The organism is Kitasatospora sp. NPDC059722 (genome assembly GCF_042733235.1).
Taxonomy (GTDB): domain Bacteria; phylum Actinomycetota; class Actinomycetes; order Streptomycetales; family Streptomycetaceae; genus Kitasatospora.
Window position 1 is genome coordinate 1 of record NZ_JBHWGD010000198.1, and the last position, 273, is coordinate 273.

The window sequence follows — 273 nt, forward strand, 5'->3', positions numbered from 1 at the left end:
GGGGGGGGGCCCGGCGCCGGCGGGCGCGCCGGGGGGTGTTGCGCGGCCCGCCGCCCCCCGGGCACCCGGGCCCGCGCCAGGTGTCAGGCGTCAGGCGGCGCCCGCGCCGAGCAGGGTGAGGCCGGCCGTCGTGGGGGAGTGGATCGCCGTGGTCCGGTCCCGCAGGGTCGAGATCAGCCCGGCCGCCCGCAGCACCGTCGCGTGCTCGCTCGCGCTGGCCGCCGAGATCCGGACGGCGGAGGCGATCGCGCCCGTCGTGCAGCCGTCCTGCTC

The 273-nt window shown here is 82.1% G+C and carries 1 pseudogene; it reads right to left on the bottom strand.

From position 1 onward, the window contains the following. Positions 1 to 90 precede the first annotated feature (90 nt). Positions 91 to 273 (bottom strand): annotated as a pseudogene (locus ACFV4F_RS42065) (ArsR family transcriptional regulator); the annotation flags it as partial.